The following is an 18,288-nucleotide window of genomic DNA, read 5'->3' on the forward strand; positions in this document are numbered from 1 at the left end:
GTACGAAAAAAGCAGGGAAAACGGGACAAAAATGCGGAAGGGGACTGGCGCCGAATCGGCGGTCGGGCTACAAGGAATGAAACGGAGGAACATGGGCAATGTCGATCGAGTTTGAAAACATGGAACTGACTGAACTGACACCGCGCATCCTGGTCATCGGGGTCGGCGGCGCGGGCTGTAATGCGGTGAACAATATGATCGCCGCGCAGCTTCAGGGTGTGGATTTTGTGGTGGCGAATACGGATGCGCAGGCACTGGCTTCGAGCCTTGCCGACAACCGCGTCCAGCTGGGTGCGCAGATAACGCAAGGCCTGGGCGCAGGCGCCCAGCCGAAGGTGGGTGAAAGCGCGGCCGAGGAGTCGATCGAGGCAATCGACCGTATCCTTGATGGCTGCCACATGGCCTTCATCACCGCTGGCATGGGCGGTGGCACCGGTACCGGGGCGGCACCTGTAATCGCCCGCCGCGCACGTGAGCGTGGCATCCTGACCGTGGGTGTGGTGACCCGTCCCTTCCATTTTGAAGGCGGCCGCCGCATGAAGATTGCCGACGCCGGCATCGCCGCGCTGTCGAGCCATGTGGATACGCTGATCATCATCCCGAACCAGAATCTGTTCCGGGTGGCGAACGAACGCACCACCTTTGCTGATGCCTTCAATATGGCGGACGAAGTGCTGCACTCGGGTGTACGCGGTATCACTGACCTCATGGTCATGCCGGGCCTTATCAACCTCGACTTCGCAGACGTTCGCACCGTCATGTCCGAAATGGGCAAGGCCATGATGGGCACGGGCGAAGCCGACGGCGAAGAGCGCGCAATGGCTGCTGCTGAAGCCGCCATTGCCAATCCGCTCCTTGAAGATGCCAGCCTCAAGGGTGCCAAGGGCGTGATCATCAACGTCACCGGCGGCATGGACATGACCCTTTACGAGGTCGATGCTGCTGTGAACATGGTGCGCGAGCAGGTGGACCCGGATGCGCTGATCGTCTTCGGTTCGGCCTTCAACCCCGAACTTGATGGCCGCATCCGCGTATCGGTCGTTGCGACCGGTATCGAAGGTGGCGCCATCGACCTGCCGGTGCCGAGCCGCGCCACTATCGCCGCCCGCGTCGCCACGCCGGTTGTTGAGCCGGTGAAGGAAGAAGCGCCGGCAGTCCAGGAAGAAGTGGCGGTTGAAGAACCGGTGGCGGATGAGAAAAGCGACGAGTTCGCCGAAGCCGTTCTTGAGGAAAGCCTGATTGTCGGTGGCAGCATGGGCACCTCCGAGTTCGCTGAAAACCATGCCGGGGAAGAAACTTCGGAAGAAGAATTCGCCGAGGACGATACCGACGATATCGAAGCCCGCGCACTTGCCGCGAAGGAAGATGAAGGCTTTGTAGCCGAGGCGCCGATGATGCCGAAGGCGCGCCAGACCGCTTACCGCGCGGCCGATGTCGTGCAGGAAGAAGCTTACACAAGGGGCACGACCGAAGCGCCGCGCCGCGAGGCCGAGCCGATCCAGCCCGGCGGTGCAGCCCCGGCGGCAGCGCCGCGCCGCAGCCTCTTTCAGCTGATGACCTCGGGGTTCCGTAGCAATGAAGAAGCTGGCGCACCGACCCCTGTTGTCGAGCCTTCGAACGACGAAGCCCGCCGCCGCACCAGCCTTGGCGGGGTAAGCGCGGAGGACCGCCCGGCACCTTCAAGCGAACAGCTTGAAATCCCGAGCTTCCTGCGCCGCCAGCAGAACTGAATAACCAGAAAAGAAGACCGGACGCGGCTGCCACTGCGTCCGGTTCAATGACATTGCCTGCCTTGAAGGCCGGACCTGCCGTCCGGCCTTTTTCTTTTACCTCAGGCTGCCAAACGAAATTCGAGGGTGGAAACCACCCTCATTTTCTTGATGATCTGGCTGGTCTCGACGCTGCCGCCGCGGGCATCACCAGAGATAATCTCGATATTGCCCTGATGGGCGCGCTTCAGTCCGATAAGGCGGGTGAATGCTTCGGCGGCATAGCGTTCGGCGCTTTCGCGCGCTCTGGCCGAGGCTTCCCATAAAAGTTCGGGGGCGAGGCTGCTGATGTCGGAAACTTCGAATGCAGGTGCTGGGCGGGTTACAAGGGTCACGCCGTTCGCCTTCAGCCTGGCGATATCCTGATAGGCCGATGCGACTGACCATACAGCCCCGGTTTCGATGCGGATGGTGCAGGCGGCGCGGACAGGCGAACCTTCCTTGCGGGTCAGGTTTGGTGGCCCGGACGTCCAGTCGCGCGGGCGAAGGCCATGGCTGATGAGGAAACTGTCAACCGCGCGGCTCTGACGCGAGAGGGCGGCGAGCGCATCGATTTCCTTCTCGCCGTGTGCCTGCAAGCGCAGGGTCCAGAGGGCGCTATCGGCCATCACCTCGCGTTCGGCGAGGCCCTGAACGGTGACAAAACGGTCTTCCGGTTTTTCATGCTGGCTGGTGGCGACAAGCCACCCGGAAAGGGAAATTCGGCTGGCGGTGACCATGCCGACACTGGTGTTACTCTTGTTCGATATCATGTCCTGCTACCTTGGCACCGCTCTTGGCTATGGCGGTTTGCGCACTCAAGATGTGTGCCAAAATGGGACACAAATGTGGCAGCGGCCACCTATTTCTGCACTTTTTTGCCCTTTTCCCAGCGGGCGGCGTCGGTGTCGTCCTCTGCCTTCGCTTCGACCCATCCACCGGCCGTGTTTCGGTGGCTTTCCTTCTTCCAGAAGGGGGCGCGGGTTTTCAGATAATCCATCAGGAAATCGGCGGCCTCGAACGCTGCACGGCGGTGGGCCGACGCGGTGACAACGAGCACGATGGGATCACCCGGCGTGAGGCGGCCATGGCGGTGGATCACCCGCACGCCGTCGAGCGGCCAGCGCTTGCAGGCATCCTCAGCAATGGCGGTCAGCTCGCGCTCCGTCATGCCCGGATAATGTTCAAGCGTCATGGCTTCAAGGTCGCCGGTCAGGTCGCGCACGAGGCCTGTGAAGCTGACAACAGCGCCGATGTCGGTGCGGCCAGCGGCGAGGGCGGCGACTTCGGCACCGGTATCGAAGGCTTCCGCCTGAACGCTGACGCTTGGGGTGGCGGCCATGGGCTCAGCCCCCCGTCACCGGCGGGAAGAAGGCAATCTCACGGGCACCCTCAACCGGGGCGTCGAAATCCACATGCACCTGATCGCGGGCGACACGGATGGCGGCGGTGTTGGCAAGCGCCTCGCTGTGGCCCTCGCTGCGGGTGGAAAGCCAGCGGGCAAGATCCGCGATGGTGACGATATCGGTCGGCACATCAAGCGTTTCCTCGCCATAGCCGACCCGTTCCCGCAGGGAAGCGAAATAGAGGATCAGCATGACATCACACCATGTGGCGGAGGCCGGTCCGCAGATAGTCGTAGCCGGTGTAAAGCGTGAGGATCGCCGCGATCCAGAGGCCGACAAGGCCGAGCTCCTGCGCGGGCAGGCCGAGCGCGGCGGCGCCTTTCGTCCAGCAAAGCGCACCAAGCGCCACCATCTGAACGGTGGTTTTCCATTTTGCGAGCCGGGTGACGGGGACGCTGACATGCAGCCCGGCCAGAAACTCGCGCAGGCCCGAGACCAAAAGCTCGCGGCACATGATGATTACGGCAGCAATCACATGGACGCCCGATACCCAGTCGGCCGCCACCACCATCAGGAGGATGGCGCCCACCATCAGCTTGTCGGCGATGGGATCCAGAAACTGGCCAATTTTCGACACGCTGCCGGTGGCGCGGGCCAGATAGCCGTCGAAAAAGTCGGTGATGCCGGCAAGCGTGAAGGAAACAAACGCAATATGACTGCCCAGCCGCTCATCTTCCATGAAGAAGCTGGCGATCAGGATCGGGATCACGATGATCCGCGACATGGTCAACAGGTTGGGCAGGGTCCACATGAAGGTGCGGCTTTCGGAATCGAGGGCCAAACTGGCTGCTACCTTACTCGTTCCGCCGCGTGCGTCAACAGATGCAACAAAAGGTTATCGATCGTGAAAATGATCGTAGATTGCCTGCGCCATGGCGGCGGAGATGCCGTCGACGCTCATCAGGTCGCGCACGTCGGCGCCTGCCACGGCCTTGGCAGAGCCGAAATGGTGCATCAGCGCCTTCTTGCGCTTCGGCCCGATGCCCGGCACGCCATCAAGCGGTGACTTGACGATATCGCCCGCGCGGCGCGCCCGGTGGCTGCCGATGGCGAAGCGGTGCGCCTCATCGCGCAGGCGCTGCAGGTAATAAAGAACCGGATCATTGAGGGGCAGGGTGAAGGTATCGCGCCCCGGCATATGGAACTGCTCGCGTCCGGCGTTCCTGTCCGGTCCCTTGGAGATGGCGACAAGCGCTACGTCGCTCACGCCCAGTTCCTCCAGCGTTTCAGCAACGGAAGAAAGCTGACCCTTGCCGCCGTCGATCAGTACGAGATCGGGCCAGTGGCCGCGCTCGCGGTTCTCGTCTTCCTTCAGGAGCCGGGCAAAGCGGCGGGTCATCACCTCGCGCATCATGCCGAAGTCGTCACCAGGGGTGAGGTCTTCGGACTTGATGTTGAACTTCCGGTATTGGTTTTTCATGAAGCCTTCGGGCCCGGCGACGACCATGCCGCCCACGGCATTGGTGCCCTGGTTGTGGCTATTGTCGTAAACCTCGATCCGCTCCGGCGGGGCGTCGAGGTCGAAAAGCTCGGCAACGCCTTCCAGAAGCCGAGTCTGGCTGGCGCTTTCAGCGAGCCGCCGGTCGAGCGCTTCGTTGGCGTTGCGGATGGCTTCCTTCATCACGTCGGCCTTGCGCCCGCGCTTCGGGATGGCGATTTCCACCCGCCGCCCGGCGTGGGTCGACAGCGCGTCGGTCAGAAGCGCCATTTCAGGCATGTCGTGGGAGACGAGCACCTGCCTTGGCACCGGCTTGTCGGCATAGAATTGCCCGATGAAGGCTTCAAGCACCTCGCCGATGCCTTCTGTTTTATCGTGGCGCGGGAAATAGGCGCGGTGGCCCCAGTTCTGGCCGTTCCGGTAGAAGAACATCTGGATACCGATCTGGCCGCCCTTTTCGGCTGCCGCAATCACATCGGCCTCGTCCACCATGGCATTGACCATGCTCTGATGGCTCTGGATCTGGGTGAGGGCACGGAGGCGATCCCGGAACACGGCAGCGCGCTCGAAATCGAGCGCATCGCTTGCTTCCTGCATGGCTTCGGCAAAGCGTTTCTGGATATGGCTGGTGCGACCCTCAAGAAAGGCGCGGGTTTCCTCCACCATATCGGCATATTCGCTGGCGCTGACCTTGTTCACGCACGGCGCGGAGCAGCGTTTGATCTGATGGAGCAGGCAAGCCCGGCTGCGGCCTTCGAGCATGCTGTCGCTGCAGGAGCGCAACTGGAACACCTTCTGCAGGGTATTGAGTGTCTCGTTCACGGCAGAGGCGCTGGCGAAGGGTCCATAATAGCGGCCCTTGTTGCGCCGGGCGCCCCGGTGTTTCGAAATCTGCGGCCAGGCGTGATCCTCGCGCAGCAGAATATAGGGGAAGGATTTGTCATCCTTCAGAAGAACATTATAGGGCGGGCGGTAGCGTTTGATGAGCGAGGCTTCAAGGAGCAGTGCCTCAGCCTCCGTGCGGGTGGTGACAAACACCATCGACCGCGTGGCGGATACCATGCGCTGGATGCGGATGATCAGCTGGTCGAACCGGGTGTAGCTTGTTACCCGTGCCTTGATGTTTTTCGCCTTGCCGACATACAGAACATCGCCATTCGCATCGAACATGCGATAGACCCCCGGCTGGGTCGGGGCTGTCTTCAGGTGACGCTTGATGGTGGCAACGCCGTCGTTTTCGATCACAGGTGTCATATCCAGACCAGACAGGAAGTGCGGTGGCAATACTGGCGTCTGGCGCGCCGGGAATCAATGCTGCGGAACCGACTTTGATTCGTCCAAAAAGATTTCCACGAATCCTGTGGATAACCATGTGGGCAACTTTGGTTCTGTCGCCGCAACGCCGCTGTAATACTGGGGTGAGAGCGGATTGCCCATTTTTTGTGCATTGTAGTTAAGTATTTGAAATCATTGGGTCAAGGTCCTATTTCGCCCCGCGCCATATTAAAATAAAAATGGCATCTTGCCTGACCATATGGGCTGTGGCAGCGCGCGATTCGGTGTGCACAACTTGGGCACCCGGAATCCGCTCAAAGCGTTGAAAAGCCGAAATATTACCGAACTGTTAAGTATTGATGTCAGCTTGGACGGTGGCGTTCGATCTCGACGCCGACGCTGAGGGCGCCTTCAACCGCTTCGAGCTTTTCCACCTTCACGCGCGCGCCGATCACCCTCGGGTCGACGAGGCAGAGGTCGGCGATTCGTTCGGCAAGGGTCTCCACGAGGTTGATGTGACCGGCTTCCAGAATGGTCTGGATGCCCTTCACGATCTCGTTGTAGCAAACGACGTTGGCGAGCTGGTCTTCGTGATGTTCCAGCGTTTCCTTCACCGAAAGATCGACATTGAGGCGGATGCGCTGGCGCGCACCTTTCTCGTGGGCCCAGACGCCGATTTCAGCCGAGGTCTCATAATCGCGGACAAAGACATGGCGCACGCCGCGGGTGGCGTCGGCGTAGGGCAGGCGCAGCACGTTCGCAAGCGGGTTCGATTTGGGCATTGCCTCGTCGGCCATGTCAGCTCTCCACAATGTCAGGGGTCTGCCATGCCAGATGCTGGCCCCCGTCGAGCGCCAACATTTGCCCCGTCATGGACGGAGTCTCAAGCAGAAACCGCACGCTCGCACAGATTTCATCAAGCGTGGGGCCATGGCCGAGGGGTACTTTTGCGGCCTCGTGGTCGAAGGTTTCCCTTGTCTGATGGATGCTTGGCAGTACCGGGCCGGGGCCGATCGCATTCACGCGAATGTGCGGGGCAAGCGCTTGTGCTGTCGTCTGCGTCAGCGTCCAGAGCGCGGCCTTTGAAGCTGTGTAGGACATGAAGGTGGGATTGAGCCGCCAGACGCGCTGGTCGATCAGGTTGATCACATTGCCCTTCATACCGGATGGTAACGCAGCGGCAAGGGCCTGCGTCAGCAGCAGCGGTGCGAGCGTGTTGACCGAAAGATGCGCCTGCCAGCTTTCGGTCGTCAGCGTGCCGATGTCATCGGGTTCAAAAAGCGACGCATTGTTGATGAGGATATCGATGGGGCGGGCAAGGGCTGTCGCTGCGTCGGGTATCAGTCTTGATACCGCTGCAGCATCGGCAAGGTCACCCTGCACGATGGCGGCAATACCACCTTTTTCGCGGATGAGGGCAGCGGTTTCCTCAGCGCCGGCAAGCCCTGATTCGCGGCAGTGCAGGGCAACGGCATGACCGTGGGAGGCGAGATCAAGCGCGACGGCGCGGCCGATGCGCTGGCTCGCGCCCGTTACAAGGGCGGCCCCTTTTCCCATCACTGTCGTCATCGTCCGGCTCCCTGCCTTGGTCTCGCTGAGGTAAGGCTTCAGTAGCCGGTGTCAAGGTCCAGAAGGTTTTCCGGTCGCTCGCCGCGTTCGATCCGGGCGATATTGCGGGCCACATATTCGGCCGCGGTATGGGGCCGTGTGATTGCCGCCACATGGGGCGTGACGATGATCTTCTCGTGCTCCCACACCGGATGATCCACCGGCAAGGGTTCAACCGGGAAAACATCAAGCATGGCGCCCGCCAGATGGCCGCTGTCGAGCGCGGCGATCAGGTCTTCAATCACGATAAGGCCGCCGCGTCCGCCGTTCACGATAGCTGCCCCTTTCGGAAGTTCGGCCAGTGTTTCGGCTTCCAGAAGCCCCTTCGTTTCGGGCGTCTCGGGCAGGAGGCACAGAAGGATATCGGTGGCGCGCAGGAAGGGGCGGAGGCCCTCGTCGCCGTGATAGAGCGTGCGACCGGGCTCCGGCGCGCGTTCCCGGCGCGTCCAGCCGCTGATCTGGTAACCGAAAGTGGAAAGTGTGTCAGCCACCACATGGCCGAGCGTGCCGTACCCCATGATGCCGACACGAACGTGCGAAGCCGCAGGGGCGAATACACGGGCCCATTTGCCGTGGCGCTGCGCCATGATGAGCTGCGGCAGTTGCCGGTGGAACATCAGGGTCGCCATGGTCATATATTCGCTCATGCCTTCATGAAGAGCGTCGTCCCCCATGCGGATGATCGGCACATTGCGGGGCAGGTCGGGGTCGCGCATCAGATGGTCGATCCCCGCGCCCAGCGAAAAGATGGCCTTTATATTGGGATAGCGCGCCAGAAGGCCGGGTTCGGGCTCCCAGACAAAGGCATAGGCGGGGCCGTCCTCGGGGCTGCCCCAGTCGGGGTTGCCGCGAAAGTCGACGCCCGGTATCGCCGCCTGCACGGCATGGCGCCAGGCATCGTGGGGATAGCCATCCAGATAGAAGAGAATCCGTGTCATCTTGCCTCCCGTTCAGACGAGGGCAGTGTGCCATGCGGCGGCCAAGGGATGAAAGTCCTTTTCTCCCCGGGAAAACGGTGAAATTGGGCTTGAAACCAGCCCGCAAAGACGGTATCCAGCGCCCCGGATGGATTGCCTTGCCGGCGGGCGTTTGCCACGGGCGAGTCTTTCCCTTGCAATTTGGGTGCTCTCCTCTTATGGTGCGCGCCTCGAATCGAGTGGTGCACGGATAGCGTGGGCCGCGAAACCATCAAGGGACGCCCCGAGGCGATGCCCTCTGAGCGGAAAAGGTAGAAGAAATGGCTGTACCTAAGAGAAAAACGACGCCGTCCCGCCGTGGCATGCGCCGTTCGCACGACGCCCTGAAGGCGATCAACGTGCAAGAAGACTCGCACACCGGCGAGTACAAGCTGCGTCACCATATCGATCTGAAAAGCGGTATGTATCGTGGCAAGCAGATTCTGGAGCCCAAGGGCGACTACTAAGTCCAGCCCGGCTTCGGCTCAAAAAAACCCGGCAGGTCTTTTTCCTGCCGGGTTTTTTGTGTTTAATCGACCCCGCAACATCCAAGCCGGGAGGAACCCCCATGCGCTTCCGTTTCATAGCACCCATAGCCGCACTCCTCACCATCGCCTGCACGGAGACAAACACGATCACCGGGCGGGACCAGTTCCTGATGATCCCCGCAAGCCAGGATGCCGCCCTCGGCCTTGAGGCCATGAAGGAAGTGAAGCAGTCGGTGAAGCTCGTGAAGGGCAAACCCGCCGAGCGCGTGGCGCGGATCGGCAAGCGGATCGCGGCGATGTCGGATCGGCCCGACATGCCGTGGGAATTTGTGGTGATCGATGAAGACGTGCTGAACGCCTGGGCGCTGCCGGGCGGCAAGATCGCAGTTTACAAGAAGATGCTCGACATGATGGAAAGCGACGACCAGCTTGCCGCCGTGCTCGGTCACGAGATCAGCCACGCGGTGCTGCGTCACGGGGCGGAAAGCCTGTCGCGCGCCCAGGCCCAGAATATGGCGATCGCCGGCCTAGGCATGGCGGTTGGCGCCTACACCAAAAGCGGTGAGACCGCGCAACTGGCGGCGACGCTTGCAGGTGTGGCGGCGCAAGGCTTTGTGGCGCTGCCCCACAGCCGTGCGATGGAGCTTGAAGCCGACGATATCGGCACCCGCTATATGGCCCGTGCGGGCTACGACCCCCGCGCGGCGGTGACGCTGTGGCAGAAGATGCAGAAAATGAAGGAAGGTTCGGGCGGCCAGCCCCAGTGGCTTTCGACCCACCCGACTGACCAGCAGCGTATCGACCGCCTGTCGGCCAAGATGGGCGACTATCTGGCTGAATATCAGCGGGCGAAAAAATCGTGAGCCTGATCACCGCTGCCTACGCCCGCCAGATGGCGGCCTATAATGCCTGGCAGAACGGATCGCTCGTGAAAGCCGCCGACGGGCTGACGGATGAAGCGCGCAAGGCCGACCGCGGTGCCTTCTTCGGCTCGATCGCGGCAACGCTTAGCCATATCCTCTGGGCAGACCAGATATGGCTCAGCCGCTTTGGCGCGGTGGAGCCGCCCGCTGCGCCCGGCATCGCGGGCTCTGCTGCTGCTCATCCTGATTGGGAAGCCTATAAGGAAAAGCGCGCCGTTATGGACGAAGTGGCGAAAGACTGGGCCGCCACGCTCGGCGACGACTGGCTGAAAGGCGACCTTGAATGGTATTCGGGCCTTCTGAAGGCCAATATCACCAAGCCCCGCGCGCTTCTTGTCGCCCATATGTTCAACCATGCCACCCATCACCGGGGGCAGGTGCATGCCATGCTGACGGCAGCGGGCGCCAAGCCGGACGACACCGACCTGATGCTGATGGCGATGGTGGAATAGGGCCTAGCCCCAATCTAATCCGATATCGACGGCTGGGGCTGATTGGGTCAGCCGCCCGACTGAGATGAAATCGACGCCGGTTTCGGCAATCGCGCGGATGGTGGTGAGGTTCACGCCGCCAGATGCCTCGAGCGGCACACGGCCCGCATTGAGGGCCACGGCCTTGCGGAGTGTGTCTGGCGTCATGTTATCCAGAAGGAGGCTGGTGGCACCTGCCGCGATGGCTTCCTCGGCCTGATCCAGCGTATCGCACTCCACCTGAATTTTCGCCTGCCCGTGCGCCTTGGCGCCTTCCACGGCTTTGGTCACGCTGCCGGCAACCGCGATGTGATTATCCTTGATGAGGACAGCATCGAAAAGCCCCATGCGGTGGTTGACCCCGCCGCCCATCAGCGTGGCATATTTGGCAAGCTTCCTGAGGCCCGGAATGGTCTTGCGGGTGTCCAGAAGCCGCGCCTTCGTGCCCTCGATCCTGTCTACATAGGTGCGCGTCAGCGTGGCGATGCCCGATAGGTGCTGCAGGATATTGAGCGCGGTGCGCTCGGCCGACAGGAGCGCGCGGGCCTTGCCCGAGATGCGGACGAGCGCAGTGCCTGCCGGCACCTTGTCGCCGTCCTTCACCAGAAAATCGAGTTTCGCTTCAGGGTCCAGCCGGTGGACGATGGGGGCCACAAGCGGCAGGCCGGCGATCACCATGTCTTCCCGCGCATTCATGGTGGCGGTCAGCATGGCGTCAGCCGGGATCGTGGCTTCAGCCGTTACGTCGCCCGTGGCGATATCCTCGGCGAAGGCGGCGTCGATGAAGGCGTCAATCTCGGCCTGCGTCAGCGGAAAGGCGGACATATGCCTCAGACCTCGACCTTCGAAACATCCGGGGCCGGGCCTTGGGTCGGGCTCATTTCCAGCATCCGGCGCAGGGGCTTTTCGGCCTTCACGCGGGTTTCTTCATCGAGCTGGATTTCGGGCCCGAGGTCGCGCAGGCACAGATAGAGCTTTTCCATCGTGTTCAGCGCCATGAAGGGGCAGGTGTTGCAGCTGCAATTGCCGTCCGCGCCCGGCGCGCCGATGAAGGTCTTGTGCGGGGCGGCCTTTTCCATCTGGTGGATGATGCCGGGCTCGGTCGCCACGATGATCGTGTTAGCGGGGCTATTGATCGCGAAATTCAGGATATCGCGGGTGGAGCCCACATGGTCGGCATGTGCGATGATATTGTCCGGGCATTCGGGGTGCGCGGCAACCGGCGCGTCCGGATACTGGGCCTTCAGCTTGATCAGCTCTTTCTCGCTGAATTTTTCATGCACGATGCAGGTGCCCTGCCAAAGGACCATGTCCTCGCGGCCGAGCTGGCGGGCGAGATAGCCGCCAAGGTGCCGGTCAGGCCCGAAGATGATCTTCTGGTCTTTGGGCAGGCTGTTCACGATATGCTTCGCATTCGAGCTCGTGACGATGATGTCGGAAAGCCCCTTCACCGCGGCCGAGCAGTTGATGTAGCTGAGTACAATATGGTCGGGGCGGGCTTTGACGAATTTCTCGAACTCGTCGGGCGGGCAGCTATCTTCAAGGCTGCAGCCGGCTTCGAGGTCAGGCAGTACGACGATTTTGCCGGGGCTCAGGATCTTGGCGACTTCCGCCATGAAGCGTACACCGCAGAAAACGATGACGTCGGCGTCCGTTGCCGCTGCCTTGCGCGAGAGATCGAGGCTGTCGCCCACGAAGTCCGCAATGTCCTGGATCGCGCCATCCTGATAATAATGGGCGAGGATTACGGCGTTCTTTTCCTTGCGCAGGCGGTTGATCTCGGCAACGAGGTCGAGGCTCGGGTCAAGGGCTGGGTTCATGGGCAGATTCATCGTCACTCTCCTGCCCGGCGGGCCGGGCGTAACCTAGACTGGCGGCATTGATAGCGGCGGGGCGGCGCTCATGCAATCAAATGCTTCTTGCCTGTCAGGATAGGCGGTAGCGGGCCTCAAGGCCGGGGGCGGGATCGGCAATCACCCGGCCATCATCGACAAGGGCGATGAGATGGGCGAGGACCGAACGGGCAGCCGCCGGAAACAGGCGCGGGTCGATTTCCCGATACATCCGCTCCACCATCATATCGATATTGTCGATCCCGGCTTCAAGATGGCCGACGATCTGCGCTTCGCGCATGCGGCGGTGGCCGATGATGGCGCGCATGAAACGTGCGGGTTTGTCGACTTCCGGGCCATGGGTGGGGCGCAGGAGCGCGGGGTTCATCGCCACCAGCCGTTCAAGGCTTGTGAGATAGGCGCGCACATCGCCGTCGGGCGGCAGGATCACCGTGGTGGCCCAAGCCATCACATGGTCGCCCACGAAGATCGTGTCCTCTTCTGACAGATGAAAACACATATGGTTGGATGTGTGGCCGGGGGTGTGCAGGGCCGTGATTGTCCAGTCCGGCCCTTTGATCACTTCTCCGTCAGCGAGCCTCACGTCGGGGGCGAAATCCTTGTCGGCGCCTGCTTCCACATCTTCGCCTTCAAGCCCGGCGCGGCGCCCGGCACCGTGGGGGCCGAACGCGAGGATCGGGGCGCCAGTCCGTTCCTTCAACCAGCGCGACAGGGGTGAATGGTCCCGGTGGGTATGGGTGACAAGGATATGGCTGACTTCCCGGTCGCCTATCGCCTTCATCAGCGCCTCCCCATGGACCGGCATGTCGGGGCCGGGATCGATGACGGCAAGCTTTTCCGTACCGACGATGAACGTGCCGGTACCTGTGTAGGTGAAGGGGCTGGGGTTCGGGGCCAGAACACGGGTGACAAGCGGGCTCAGCCCCTCCACGACGCCGGGGTTCATGGTGAAATCCTGCTTGAAATCGATGGGCATGTGCTGGTCCCTGTCCGTTCGGGCCGGAGCTTAGCGCGGCGGGTGCCTGTGTCCAATCAGAAAGGGGAAGGGCCAGAAATGGTTAGAGCCGGTTACGCGGGCGTCCATGCAGGCAGGCAGGGGACGGCAGGCAGGCGTAACCGGCTCTATTCCGGGCATCCCGCGTCAGTGGCAGCTGGTTGCGGGCGCCGCATCCCATTCAGTGGCAGCTGAAGATCGGGATGCTGTGTCTTCGCACGTCCGGTGGCAGCCGGGTGGGTCGTGCGGATCACTTGTCGGGAGTATCGCAACCCCCGTGCCAAATTGTGGCAAACCAGAGATTCCGCCATTTGGCACGCAAAAAGCGATGAATCACCGTCAAAAAGTGTTCCGAAACGGGACTTTGATGGAATGTGTCCCAAAATGGGACGTTTTATTCTGTGCCATTATGGGGCATGTCGGCATTGGCGACGAATCCGAAGCGCTTCCATGTGACGGCGGCGTCGGGAGCAGTCAGGCGGGCGAGCAGGGCGGCAAGGTCTGACCGGTCGGAAACGACCCCGCCCGAGTAACGCACGGCGCCGCTTGCCTCCGCGGCAATCGGGACGATCATCCGGACAGCCAGATTGCCGGCGGTATCGCTTTCATACACAAGGCCGGGCAGGCCGCCGCGTTCCACAAGGCGCAGGGTTGCCCTAACGCTTTCCCCCATGGCGAGCCGGTCTTTCATGCTGTCGGCAAGGCCGAGGTGAGCAAGGAAGGCTTGTGCATAGACGCCGGCGGGTGCGCTGCGCGGATCGGCGATGGCGAGGCGCCGGTTGCCGATGATTTCCATGAAGCTGGCGGCATCGATGATGGTGCGTTCCCTCGCTGTGTCACCTGCCGGTACGGCAAGGACAAGGCGGTTACCTGCAATCATCTGCACGTCATGCAGCTTGCCGGCCTTCACGAGCCAGTCGGTCCAGTCAGCATTGGCGGAAATATAGATATCCGCCGGGGCGCCGGCGTCGATCTGGCGGGCAAGAGTTGCGCTGGGGCCGAACACATAGGTTGCATCATTGGGGCCGAGGATGGCGGGGAGGACTTCTACAAGGCTTGCGGCCGCAAAGATGATCGGCTTGTGTCTTTCTTCCGATTGCGCGTTGGCGGCCGGCGCCAGCAGCAGGCCGAGGGCCATGAGGGCGGTCAAAAAAGTGTGATGGAGTGATCCGGGCATTCGGCTGATCCAGTCATACAGGCGTGGCGTACCGCAGGCATCGATCAACTTACTCAAAGGAATGAACGATGCGCAATCCTCTCCGTACCCTTCTCGCTGCCAGCAGCCTTCTGGCTGTGGGCCAGGCCGCTCAGGCAGCCGATATTGTGGACACGGCCGTCAGCGCCGGCTCCTTCAACACGCTTGTGGCTGCAGTGAAGGCGGCGGGCCTTGTTGATACGCTCAAAGGCGACGGTCCCTTCACCGTTTTTGCGCCGACGGACGCCGCTTTTGCCGCCCTGCCGGCAGGTACGGTGGAAGACCTGCTGAAGCCCGAAAACAAGGCGAAGCTTACGGCGATCCTCACCTATCATGTTGTGCCCGGCAAAGTGATGTCGACCGATATCGCTGGCAAGAAGCTGAGCCCGGCGACAGTTGAAGGCTCCACCGTCGATATCGATGCAACAAGCGGCGTGATGGTGGACGGCGCCAACGTGACCACCGCCGATGTGGTGGCCGACAATGGTGTCATCCATGTGATCGACAAGGTGATCATGCCCTGACGCGGGCATTCCGTATCACATCCTGTTGAAGGGTCGCCCGCGTGGCGGCCCTTTGCATTCCACACGGTTGCACACCCGCTGTTTGAGGCTAGACTGAAGGCTGGAAAACAATAGGGGATATGCCATGAGCTGGACAGAGTGCGACACACCGGGCTGCGACGAGGCTCTGAATGAGAAGGCGATTCGCTATGTGATCCGGCCGAAGCCGCGCGATCTTGGCGGTTTTTCGGTGCGGCGGTCGCTCCCTGCCATCGAGGCACGCTCCGTTGGCCCCTTCGTTTTCTTCGACCAGATGGGGCCGGCCGAGTTCGCACCGGGTACGGGCATTGATGTCCGTCCGCATCCCCATATCGGGCTCGCCACACTTACGTGGCTGGTGGAAGGTGCCATCATGCACCGCGATAGCCTCGGCTCGGTGCAGGAAATCCGGCCCGGTGCGGTGAACTGGATGACAGCGGGGCATGGCATCGTCCATTCCGAACGCACACCGGTTACTGAGCGCGCGGCGGGGCACAAGCTTTACGGCCTGCAGATATGGATGGCCCTGCCGAAGGACCGCGAGACCATGGACCCGGCGTTCGATCATTATCCGGCCGACAGTCTGCCGACCTTCGAAGGGCCTGGCATGCGCGGCATTCTGGTCGCCGGGGAAGGCTGGGGCAAAAAGTCGCCGGTGACGGTGCAAAGCCGCACCCTTTATGCCGATATCAGCCTTGAAGACGGCGCATCAGTCAGCGTGCCTGCCGATCCTGCCGAACGGGCGATCTATATGCTGGATGGTGCGGTCACCATCGGCGGCGAAAGGCATGAACCCGGCGCCATGCTGGTACTTGAGGAGGGCGTGCCGGTAACGGTGGCAGCTTCTGGTGGCCCGGCGCGGCTGATGGTGCTGGGCGGTGATCCGCTTGATGGTCCGCGCCGCATGTACTGGAACTTTGTGGCGACCGATGAAGCCATGATCGAGGAAGCGAAAGAACGCTGGCGCGAGGGCAGGTTCGATCCTGTTCCAGGCGACGACGAATTCATTCCCCTGCCGGAGCGTTGAGATTCAGCCGGCGAGCGGATCGCGCGCCTGATAGGCCGCCAATGCCCGCTCGCGCGCCATTGTTCGGTCCAGCATAGGCAGCGGATAAGTGATTCCGGGCGTAACACCCGCCATTCTGAGAACAGCAGAAGGCGCTTTGTGTGGCTCGTGGATATGGGCGTCGGGCAGGGCAGCAAGCTCCGGGACGAAACGACGGATATAGTTTCCCGCGCCATCGAATTTGGCTGACTGAAGGGTCGGATTGAAGATCCGGAAGAAAGGGGCGGCATCGGCGCCACATCCGGCCACCCATTGCCAGTTTGCGGGATTGCTCGCCGCGTCGGCATCCACAAGCGTATCCCAGAACCACGCCTCGCCGTGCCGCCAGTCGGTGAGCATATCCTTGGCGAGGAACGAGGCGACGATCATCCGCACCCGGTTATGCATCCAGCCGGTTTGCCACAATTGCCGCATTCCGGCATCGATGATGGGAAATCCGGTCTGGCCCGTCTGCCAGCGTTTCAGGTCAGAGGTGTCGGGCTCCTGCCACGGGAAAGTGGTGAAATCGTCGCGGATCGGACGGGTGGCGAGGTCGGGCCTCGCGACAGCCAGATGCCAGCAGAATTCCCGCCAGCCGAGTTCGCGTTGCACATGCGCCGCCCCTTGAGCCAGCGCAGGCTCCATGGCTGCAATATCAGCGAGGCGCGCGAACAGCCGGCGCGGGCTGATATTACCGAACCGCAGGTAGGGGGAAAGTGCCGTGGTGCCGTCCTCAAGGGCCGGATAGTCCCTGTCATGACCATAGCCCTTGAGGCCTGCCTCAATGAAATGGTCGAGTCGTTTGTGTGCCGCTGCTTCACCCGGCTCCCACGTGGCGGCGATACCGCCGGTCCAGTCCACGCCTTTTGGCAGCAGGCCCAGCGCTTCGAGGGGTAGGGTCGCCGGCATGTCATTGGGCGCCGAAAGCTTTTCAGGGGTAGGTATCGGCGCACGGGGGCCGAGTTCGAGGCAGGCGCGCCAGAAGGGCGTGAAAACCGAGTAGGGCCTGCCAGTGCCCGTCCTTATTTCCACCGGATCGAACAGAAGGTGCCCGCCAAAGCGGCGGCAGACGATGCCATTTTCTTCCGCCCAGCGATGCAGGGCATCTTCCATTGCTTGCATGCCGGGGGTGGGGTCGTGTTGCAGATACAGGGTCCGCGCCCCGGTTTCTGCAACAAGCTTTTCGACCTCTTCAAGCAAGCGTCCCTGACGCAGAACCAGCGGTGCGCCGGCACGGGCGAGGTCGCGCGCGTGATCGGCAAGCGCATGATGCAGCCACCATTTAGCAGCGCCGCCAAGCCGGCGAGGGCGGCTGTCGTCATGGATATAGGCGGGGACAATATGGGCAGCCTCGCGCGCGGCAGCGGAAAGGGCCGGATTGTCGTCAAGGCGCAACGACTGGGCAGTGACAAGGTAAAGGGCTGTGGCCGGCATCAAAAACTCCCGCATGAACGGCAGTATTTTTACGCGGGGATGTTACGGTTGGATCAACTGGCCTCGCCGGAGCGGCGCAGGGGTTCCAGAAGGGCTTTTATTTCGGCTGCGGTGCGGGCGATGCGCGCTGCAATTTCGGGCACGTCCCGGTCCGCCAGCATGCGCGCCTTCAGGCCAAGTGCCCCCACCGAATAGATGACGCCGATCTTTTCAAGCTCCACTGGGCAGGCGACGGCCAGCACACCGCGATCCAGTTCCTCGTCCGAGGTGCCATAGCCGCGAGCCTTCACCTTGTCGAGTTCGGCGAGGATGGCCCCGTGGTCGGTAAGGGTCAGATCGTCATAGGCGATCAGCGGCTTTTTCAACTCTTCCAGCTGCCGTTCGCGCGGCTGGTGGGCAAACAGTACCTTGCCGGCAGCCGAAGCATTGATCGGGAAAGCATCGCCCGGATGCATGATCGTATGGCTCGGATGCACTGGCATGGTGGTGTGGATCAGGTCGATCCGGCTGTCCTTGAACTGAACGAGATAGGCCGCGATGCCGAGGTCTTCGGTCTGGGCGCGCAGGGCCGGCTCCACCAGCGTCGCCAGCGTGTCGGTATCGAAGGCCAGATGGAAGATGCGCAACAGGCGCGGCCCTATGGTGAAGGTCGCCCGGCCGCTGCCGCCTTCCACATAGCCGATATCGACAAGGCTGTGGATCATGCGGTGGGTTGTCGCCATCGGCAGCCCGATGGCGTCGGCGATTTCCTTCAGCGCAAGGCCCGAAGGGCTTGCCGCCACGGCATCAAGGATTGCCGCCAGTCGCTTGATAGGGGAGGAAGCCCCGGCCATAGATGTCAGTTCCCTCTGGGCGGCACGGGATTGCCGCATGTCTTCCCAAAGGCTTCCCACAGCCGCCGCCCCTTTTCAAG

Annotated in this window: 20 protein-coding genes; 6 read left to right on the top strand and 14 right to left on the bottom strand. The window is 62.1% G+C overall.

Annotated features, from left to right (window positions below):
- Positions 1 to 98 precede the first annotated feature (98 nt).
- Positions 99 to 1,730, top strand: coding sequence for a cell division protein FtsZ (ftsZ, locus tag OU694_RS02070; protein WP_308909350.1), 1,632 nt, complete (start codon positions 99 to 101; stop codon positions 1,728 to 1,730).
- Positions 1,731 to 1,831: 101 nt separating this feature from the next.
- Here ftsZ and OU694_RS02075 read toward each other — a convergent pair whose 3' ends face one another.
- The 8 genes from OU694_RS02075 to OU694_RS02110 form a co-directional block, all read right to left on the bottom strand.
- On the bottom strand, positions 1,832 to 2,521 hold the full coding sequence (locus tag OU694_RS02075) for an SIMPL domain-containing protein (RefSeq protein WP_308909351.1): 690 nt from the start codon (positions 2,519 to 2,521) through the stop codon (positions 1,832 to 1,834).
- A gap of 89 nt (positions 2,522 to 2,610) precedes the next feature.
- Positions 2,611 to 3,090, bottom strand: coding sequence for a molybdenum cofactor biosynthesis protein MoaE (locus OU694_RS02080; protein ID WP_308909352.1), 480 nt, complete (start codon positions 3,088 to 3,090; stop codon positions 2,611 to 2,613).
- A 4-nt stretch (positions 3,091 to 3,094) separates the two neighbouring features.
- A complete protein-coding gene (moaD, locus tag OU694_RS02085) occupies positions 3,095 to 3,346 on the bottom strand; it encodes a molybdopterin converting factor subunit 1 (RefSeq protein ID WP_308909353.1) in 252 nt (83 codons plus the stop codon).
- Positions 3,347 to 3,350: 4 nt separating this feature from the next.
- A complete protein-coding gene (pgsA, locus tag OU694_RS02090) occupies positions 3,351 to 3,905 on the bottom strand; it encodes a CDP-diacylglycerol--glycerol-3-phosphate 3-phosphatidyltransferase (protein WP_373460237.1) in 555 nt (184 codons plus the stop codon).
- Positions 3,906 to 3,989: 84 nt separating this feature from the next.
- Positions 3,990 to 5,846, bottom strand: coding sequence for an excinuclease ABC subunit UvrC (gene uvrC / locus OU694_RS02095; RefSeq protein WP_373460177.1), 1,857 nt, complete (start codon positions 5,844 to 5,846; stop codon positions 3,990 to 3,992).
- 383 nt (positions 5,847 to 6,229) lie between these two features.
- Positions 6,230 to 6,664, bottom strand: a complete 435-nt coding sequence (gene folB, locus OU694_RS02100) for a dihydroneopterin aldolase (protein ID WP_308909356.1) — start codon at positions 6,662 to 6,664, stop codon at positions 6,230 to 6,232.
- 1 nt (position 6,665) lies between these two features.
- Complete coding sequence (locus OU694_RS02105; protein WP_308909357.1) at positions 6,666 to 7,436, bottom strand: SDR family oxidoreductase; 771 nt, start codon at positions 7,434 to 7,436, stop codon at positions 6,666 to 6,668.
- 38 nt (positions 7,437 to 7,474) lie between these two features.
- Positions 7,475 to 8,413, bottom strand: a complete 939-nt coding sequence (locus OU694_RS02110; protein ID WP_308909358.1) for a 2-hydroxyacid dehydrogenase — start codon at positions 8,411 to 8,413, stop codon at positions 7,475 to 7,477.
- A 299-nt stretch (positions 8,414 to 8,712) separates the two neighbouring features.
- Here OU694_RS02110 and rpmF point away from each other — a divergent pair, with 299 nt between their 5' ends.
- From rpmF to OU694_RS02125, 3 genes are all read left to right on the top strand, one after another.
- Positions 8,713 to 8,898: a 50S ribosomal protein L32 gene (rpmF, locus tag OU694_RS02115; RefSeq protein WP_289505282.1), complete on the top strand. Its 186-nt coding sequence runs from the start codon at positions 8,713 to 8,715 to the stop codon at positions 8,896 to 8,898.
- Positions 8,899 to 8,999: 101 nt separating this feature from the next.
- Positions 9,000 to 9,782, top strand: coding sequence for a M48 family metallopeptidase (locus OU694_RS02120; protein WP_308909359.1), 783 nt, complete (start codon positions 9,000 to 9,002; stop codon positions 9,780 to 9,782).
- Positions 9,779 to 10,294, top strand: a complete 516-nt coding sequence (locus OU694_RS02125; protein ID WP_308909360.1) for a DinB family protein — start codon at positions 9,779 to 9,781, stop codon at positions 10,292 to 10,294. The genes OU694_RS02120 and OU694_RS02125 overlap by 4 nt, the downstream gene beginning before the upstream one ends.
- Before the next feature lie 3 nt (positions 10,295 to 10,297).
- Here the strand turns inward: OU694_RS02125 and nadC are convergent, their stop codons facing one another.
- From nadC to modA, 4 genes are all read right to left on the bottom strand, one after another.
- Complete coding sequence (gene nadC / locus OU694_RS02130; RefSeq protein WP_308909361.1) at positions 10,298 to 11,137, bottom strand: carboxylating nicotinate-nucleotide diphosphorylase; 840 nt, start codon at positions 11,135 to 11,137, stop codon at positions 10,298 to 10,300.
- Between the two features lie 5 nt (positions 11,138 to 11,142).
- Positions 11,143 to 12,144, bottom strand: a complete 1,002-nt coding sequence (gene nadA, locus OU694_RS02135; RefSeq protein WP_308909362.1) for a quinolinate synthase NadA — start codon at positions 12,142 to 12,144, stop codon at positions 11,143 to 11,145.
- A gap of 94 nt (positions 12,145 to 12,238) precedes the next feature.
- On the bottom strand, positions 12,239 to 13,141 hold the full coding sequence (locus OU694_RS02140; protein WP_308909363.1) for an MBL fold metallo-hydrolase: 903 nt from the start codon (positions 13,139 to 13,141) through the stop codon (positions 12,239 to 12,241).
- Positions 13,142 to 13,553: 412 nt separating this feature from the next.
- A complete protein-coding gene (gene modA, locus OU694_RS02145) occupies positions 13,554 to 14,336 on the bottom strand; it encodes a molybdate ABC transporter substrate-binding protein (RefSeq protein ID WP_308909364.1) in 783 nt (260 codons plus the stop codon).
- 68 nt (positions 14,337 to 14,404) lie between these two features.
- Here modA and OU694_RS02150 point away from each other — a divergent pair, with 68 nt between their 5' ends.
- On the top strand, positions 14,405 to 14,878 hold the full coding sequence (locus tag OU694_RS02150; protein WP_308909365.1) for a fasciclin domain-containing protein: 474 nt from the start codon (positions 14,405 to 14,407) through the stop codon (positions 14,876 to 14,878).
- A 124-nt stretch (positions 14,879 to 15,002) separates the two neighbouring features.
- The gene (locus tag OU694_RS02155) at positions 15,003 to 15,923 is read left to right on the top strand and encodes a pirin family protein (RefSeq protein ID WP_308909366.1); all 921 of its coding nucleotides are present in this window, start codon (positions 15,003 to 15,005) and stop codon (positions 15,921 to 15,923) included.
- Between the two features lie 3 nt (positions 15,924 to 15,926).
- Here OU694_RS02155 and OU694_RS02160 read toward each other — a convergent pair whose 3' ends face one another.
- Positions 15,927 to 17,375 carry a cryptochrome/photolyase family protein gene (locus OU694_RS02160; protein ID WP_308909367.1) on the bottom strand — a complete coding sequence of 483 codons (1,449 nt, stop codon included), beginning with the start codon at positions 17,373 to 17,375 and terminating at the stop codon, positions 15,927 to 15,929.
- Between the two features lie 53 nt (positions 17,376 to 17,428).
- Positions 17,429 to 18,208, bottom strand: coding sequence for an IclR family transcriptional regulator (locus tag OU694_RS02165; RefSeq protein WP_308909368.1), 780 nt, complete (start codon positions 18,206 to 18,208; stop codon positions 17,429 to 17,431).
- Positions 18,209 to 18,288 lie beyond the last annotated feature (80 nt).

Origin of the sequence: Pseudokordiimonas caeni (genome assembly GCF_026719705.1) — a bacterium.
Classification (GTDB): domain Bacteria; phylum Pseudomonadota; class Alphaproteobacteria; order Sphingomonadales; family Kordiimonadaceae; genus Gimibacter; species Gimibacter caeni.